Origin of the sequence: uncultured Limnohabitans sp. (genome assembly GCF_937889215.1) — a bacterium.
In the GTDB taxonomy this organism is placed as follows: domain Bacteria; phylum Pseudomonadota; class Gammaproteobacteria; order Burkholderiales; family Burkholderiaceae_C; genus Limnohabitans_A.
Map to the genome: position 1 here is coordinate 1 of NZ_CALBEX010000044.1, position 4,712 is coordinate 4,712.

6 protein-coding genes and 1 pseudogene are annotated in these 4,712 nt (G+C 57.4%); 6 read left to right on the forward strand and 1 reads right to left on the reverse strand.

Annotation, left to right across the window (positions count from 1 at the left end; all coding sequences use genetic code 11):
- From Q0341_RS01100 to Q0341_RS01110, 3 genes are all read left to right on the forward strand, one after another.
- On the forward strand, positions 1-818 hold an 818-nt coding region (locus tag Q0341_RS01100; RefSeq protein WP_299509979.1), incomplete at its 5' end, for a formate dehydrogenase subunit gamma.
- A gap of 15 nt (positions 819-833) precedes the next feature.
- On the forward strand, positions 834-1,142 hold the full coding sequence (locus Q0341_RS01105) for a hypothetical protein (protein ID WP_299509980.1): 309 nt from the start codon (positions 834-836) through the stop codon (positions 1,140-1,142).
- A gap of 83 nt (positions 1,143-1,225) precedes the next feature.
- On the forward strand, positions 1,226-2,110 hold the full coding sequence (locus Q0341_RS01110) for a formate dehydrogenase accessory sulfurtransferase FdhD (RefSeq protein WP_299509981.1): 885 nt from the start codon (positions 1,226-1,228) through the stop codon (positions 2,108-2,110).
- 166 nt (positions 2,111-2,276) lie between these two features.
- Here the strand turns inward: Q0341_RS01110 and Q0341_RS01115 are convergent, their stop codons facing one another.
- Positions 2,277-3,056, reverse strand: coding sequence for an enoyl-CoA hydratase (locus Q0341_RS01115; RefSeq protein WP_299509982.1), 780 nt, complete (start codon positions 3,054-3,056; stop codon positions 2,277-2,279).
- Positions 3,057-3,226: 170 nt separating this feature from the next.
- On the opposite strand from Q0341_RS01115, the gene Q0341_RS01120 reads away from it, so the two are divergent.
- The 3 genes and pseudogenes from Q0341_RS01120 to Q0341_RS01130 all read left to right on the forward strand — a co-directional run.
- Positions 3,227-4,030 (forward strand): enoyl-CoA hydratase-related protein, encoded by an 804-nt coding sequence (locus Q0341_RS01120; protein ID WP_299509983.1) that lies wholly within the window; start codon positions 3,227-3,229, stop codon positions 4,028-4,030.
- Complete coding sequence (gene paaI, locus Q0341_RS01125; RefSeq protein WP_299509984.1) at positions 4,030-4,461, forward strand: hydroxyphenylacetyl-CoA thioesterase PaaI; 432 nt, start codon at positions 4,030-4,032, stop codon at positions 4,459-4,461. The genes Q0341_RS01120 and paaI overlap by 1 nt, the downstream gene beginning before the upstream one ends.
- Before the next feature lie 92 nt (positions 4,462-4,553).
- Positions 4,554-4,712: pseudogene (locus Q0341_RS01130) on the forward strand (phenylacetate--CoA ligase); the annotation flags it as partial.

Consider the following 4,712-nt stretch of genomic DNA (forward strand, 5'->3'; position numbering starts at 1 on the left):
GGCGTCAGGTGCGCAACAACATCATCATTCCTTATGGCGCAGCTTTGTTGCTGATCGCTGTGGGTGCGATGGCTTTGTTTTATTTCGGCAAAGGCACGATGGAATTGCACGGCAAAGAAACCGGACGGAAGATTGAGCGATTCACCCCCTTTGAGCGCTCGGCTCACTGGGCCAACGCCATTGCTTTCGTGGCCTTGGCCATGTCGGGCATCGTCATTGCCTATGGCAAATATTTCTTGCTGCCCATTTTGGGTGACACGCTGTTTGGCTGGTTGAGCTTCGCGCTCAAAAACCTGCACAACTTTGCAGGGCCCTTGTTTGCAGTGTCGTTGGTGGTGGTCTTCTTCACCTTCATCAAAGACAACTTGCCCAGCAAAGACGATGTAGTTTGGCTGCTCAAAGGCGGCGGTTTGTTCTCTGGTGTCGAAGTCCCATCACACCGCTTCAATGCGGGTGAAAAAGTGGTGTTCTGGGGCGGTGTGCTGTTCTTGGGTGCGATCGTGGTCGGTTCTGGATTGGTGCTCAATATGCTGATTCCGGGCTTGATTTATGAGCGCGGCACCATGCAGATCGCCAACATGATCCATGGTTTGGCATCTTTGTTCATGATGGCCATGTTCATCGGTCACATTTACATGGGCACCATTGGCATGCGTGGCGCATACAAAGCCATGCGCACAGGCTATGTCGATGAAACCTGGGCCAAAGAGCACCACGAACTTTGGTACGACGACATCAAGGCCGGCAAGATTCCATCTCAACGCTCTGAGCCCGCGGCTTCTTTGCCTTCATCCAACGCATCCACAGCATCGGCCTGAGCCGGGAGAATTCACATGAAAAAGCATCTGCTTGTCCTGTCTGCACTGCTCATCAGCTTTGGTGCATTGGCTAAATTGCCGGCCCCTACGGAAGAGGCGAAACTGAAGGCGGCTGAAACCGCTGCAAAAAATGCACATGGCACCAAAATAGCGGGCTACAAGTTGTGTCTGGCCCAAAACAAGGCTGCTGCGCACTACTTCAAAAGCCAAGGCAAGGCCATGACCACTTTGGCCTCGACACCTCCGTGTGTCGATCCTGGTGCTTTTAAGCCTGCAAGCCCATCGGCCGCAGCGTCAGTGCCTGTCACGGCTAAAAAGGGCTGACCTTCTTCTGTTCAGTTTCTCATTGTCAGCTCCAAAAATCCCCTGTCGGTAACGGCGGGGGATTTTTACATTAGGCTCAAGCCATGTCTGTTGTCCTGCACGCTCCATCCTCAGTTTCTGTCGTGTCCAAGCCTCACATCACCCATGAACGGGCACCTCTTACACGCCATGTGACTGTGCGCAATGAGTTTGGAGAAAGCTCTGAAACCCAAATACCGGCTGAGCGGGCACTCATCATTTACCTCGACAAAAAAGAGCTGGTCACCTTGATGACGCTGGGGGCTGAGCCCGAGTGGCTGGTGCTGGGTTTCTTGCGCAACCAGCGGCTGATCGATTCCGTGTCTCAAATCGAGTCCATCACGGTGGATTGGACCATCGGTGAGGGGGAAGTGGGGGAGCCTGGTGTGGCGGCCGTGAAGACCCGGCCAGAGGCCCACGTGGTGGCGCAGCGCAGCGCAGATCGGGTGGTCACCACGGGCTGCGGACAGGGCAGCGTGTTTGGTGACCTGATGTCCCACATTGATGAGATGTCATTGCCAGCGGCTCACATCACCCAAGCCCAACTTTATGGCTTGGTCAATGCCATCCGCTTGCAAGAAACCACTTACAAATCATCCGGCTCTGTTCATGGCTGCGCCTTGTTTCAGGGCGACCAGATGCTCATGTTTGTTGAGGATGTAGGACGCCACAATGCCGTGGACACCATTGCCGGTTGGATGTGGATGAATGACATCGACGGCCAAGACAAGGTGTTCTACACCACGGGCCGATTGACCAGCGAAATGGTCATCAAGTCGGCCCAAATGGGTGTGCCGGTGGTCGTGTCCCGCAGCGGCATCACACAAATGGGCTTGGATGTGGCCAAGCGTCTGGGTTTGTGCGCCATTGGCCGCGCTACCAACAAACGCTTTTTGTGCTTCAGCGCACCCGAGCGCCTGATTTGGCAGCCTGAACTTCTGACACCTTGACGCTGCGACCTGTCGTATTTCACCAGACCACAACTTCAAAGCCCATCGGTTCACTGCTCCGTGTCGGACCTGAAGGCGCCGACCTGCAACTCTCCCATAGGTCGGTCCTTTAGGTTCCGACATGCGATCTTGTCGCGAAGCACCATTTTTAAAACCATGTGGACCATCAGCCGTGGATGAACTTGGGTGCACGCTTGTTCAAGAACGCGTCCATCCCTTCTTTTTGGTCTGCGGTGGCAAACAGGCCGTGGAACAAGCGGCGCTCGAACATCACGCCGTCGCTCAGCCCACTTTCAAAAGCGCGGTTGACGCTTTCTTTGGCGGCCATGGTGGCCAGTTGGCCGTAGCCGCAAATCATCAAAGCAGCGCCCAGCGTTTCGTCCATCAACTTGTCCAGCGGTACCACGCGGCTCACCAAGCCGCCGCGCTCGGCTTCTGCGGCGTCCATCATGCGGCCCGTCAGCACCAAGTCCATGGCTTTGGACTTGCCCATGGCACGCGGCAGGCGCTGCGTGCCGCCAGCACCGGGGATGATGCCGATCTTGATTTCGGGTTGTCCGAACTTGGCGTTGTCGGCGGCAATGATGAAGTCGCACATCATCGCCAACTCGCAGCCACCGCCCAAAGCAAAGCCACTGACGGCCGCGATCACGGGTTTGCGAATGCTGCGGATGGTTTCCCAGTTGCGGGTGATGAAGTCGTTTTTGTAGACCTCATGGAAGTTGAATTTCGCCATCGCCGCGATGTCGGCACCCGCGGCAAAGGCTTTTTCACTGCCGGTGATGACGATGCAGCCAATGGCCTCGTCAGCGTCAAAGCCCTTCAAGGCCAGGCCCAGCTCATCCATCAGTGCGCCGTTCAGCGCGTTCAGTGCCTTGGGGCGGTTCAGGGTGATGATGCCAACTTGCCCGCCTTCGGTGCGGACTTCGATGTTTTCGTAGCTCAAGTGCTGTCTCCTGGGTGAGTGTCAAAGTGAATCCATGGGCTCACTATACCCAAGGCGCAACCACAGGCTTTGCAGCCTGCTGGCGACGCTGAAACCTAGGGAAAACCCAAGGAATGAATTAACCAACCGATTGGTCGGTTAATGGTACATTTTCGCATCCGGAGATTTTTATGACTGACGCAACACCATCCACTGTTTTGTACGAAGAACGCGGCCCTGTGGCGGTGGTCACGCTCAACCGGCCTGCTGCGCTGAACAGTTTTGACCGTCAAATGCACCACGATCTGTGGGCGGCTTTTGACCAAGCCGAAGCCAACGCCCAGATTCGCGCCATGGTGCTGACCGGTGCCGGGCGGGGTTTTTGCGCCGGTGCCGACTTGTCGTCCTTTGATTTCACGCCGGGTCCTGACCGCGTGGCGCGGGCCGATCCTGGGCCCATCATTGACCAAGCTTTCAATCCCACCACACGGCGCATCCAAACCTTGCGCATGCCCATTGTGGCCGCCGTTAATGGCGTGGCTGCGGGTGCAGGCGCTTCCGTGGCCATGGCCTGTGACATCGCCATTGCGGCCCCTCAGGCCAGCTTCATTCAAGCCTTCAGCAAAATCGGATTGATCCCGGATGCGGGCAGCAGCTGGTTGTTGGTCGAGCGCCTCGGTTTGCCCAGAGCGATGGCCTTGGCCATGACGGGCGACAAGTTGCCGGCCCAGCAGGCCAAGGAATGGGGTTTGATTTGGGACGTGGCCGACGACCCCTTGGCCGCAGCCCTGGCCTTGGCGCAGCGTTTGGCGAGCATGCCCACCCGGGCCTTGGTGGCCACCCGTGCGTTGTTGCAAGGTGCCACCACCCGCAGTTTGTCCGAGCAGCTGGATGTGGAGCGCGACATGCAGTCGGCGATGGGCCGCACGCACGATTACTTTGAGGGAGTGCAGGCCTTCCTTGAAAAACGCGCGCCTCAATTCAAAGGCGAATGATGAGCGACCCCCAAGTACTGGCCCAAAAAGTGGGCGAGACCATGTTCGCCGTTGACGTGGCTTCCAAAGACACCATGGGCATGGAATTGTTGGCTTGCGAGCCCGGCCGCGCCGTGATGCGCATGGAGGTCAAGGCCTTGCACCTGAACGGCCACCAGATTTGCCACGGCGGCTTCATCTTCACACTGGCCGACTCGACCTTTGCCTTTGCCTGCAACAGCTACAACAAGAACGCGGTCGCAGCCGGTTGCAGCATCGAATTTTTGAAGCCTGGCAAGCTGGGCGAAGTGTTGACTTGCGAAGGCATCGAGCAAACGCTCAGCGGGCGTCACGGCATTTACGACATGAAGGTCAGCAACCAAAACGGCGAAGTCATCGCCATGTTCCGTGGCAAAAGCGCCCAGATTCCGGGCACCGTGATCCCGGAGTAAGCCCCGTTGTCATTTCCGCGCACGCGGGAAACCAGGTCTTCAACGCACACTGCCCACAGCCATCCCCTTGATTTTTGAATTCGGAGTCCCTCATGACCGACAAAGCCTTCCCACTGGAGCCGATTGAAAAGGCCAGCGTCGACGAGTTGCGCAGTTTGCAGCTCAAGCGCCTGCAGCAAACCCTGCAGCACGCCTACGCCAATTCGCCCGTGTACCGCGCCAAGTTTGACGCCGCAGGCGTGCACCCGAGC

What these genes read in the sequence shown, in the direction of transcription:
- Q0341_RS01105 (WP_299509980.1), top strand. Translation starts at nt 834, where the DNA reads ATGAAAAAGCATCTGCTTGTCCTGTCTGCACTGCTCATCAGCTTTGGT.
- Q0341_RS01110 (WP_299509981.1), top strand. Translation starts at nt 1,226, where the DNA reads ATGTCTGTTGTCCTGCACGCTCCATCCTCAGTTTCTGTCGTGTCCAAG.
- Q0341_RS01120 (WP_299509983.1), top strand. Translation starts at nt 3,227, where the DNA reads ATGACTGACGCAACACCATCCACTGTTTTGTACGAAGAACGCGGCCCT.
- paaI (WP_299509984.1), top strand. Translation starts at nt 4,030, where the DNA reads ATGAGCGACCCCCAAGTACTGGCCCAAAAAGTGGGCGAGACCATGTTC.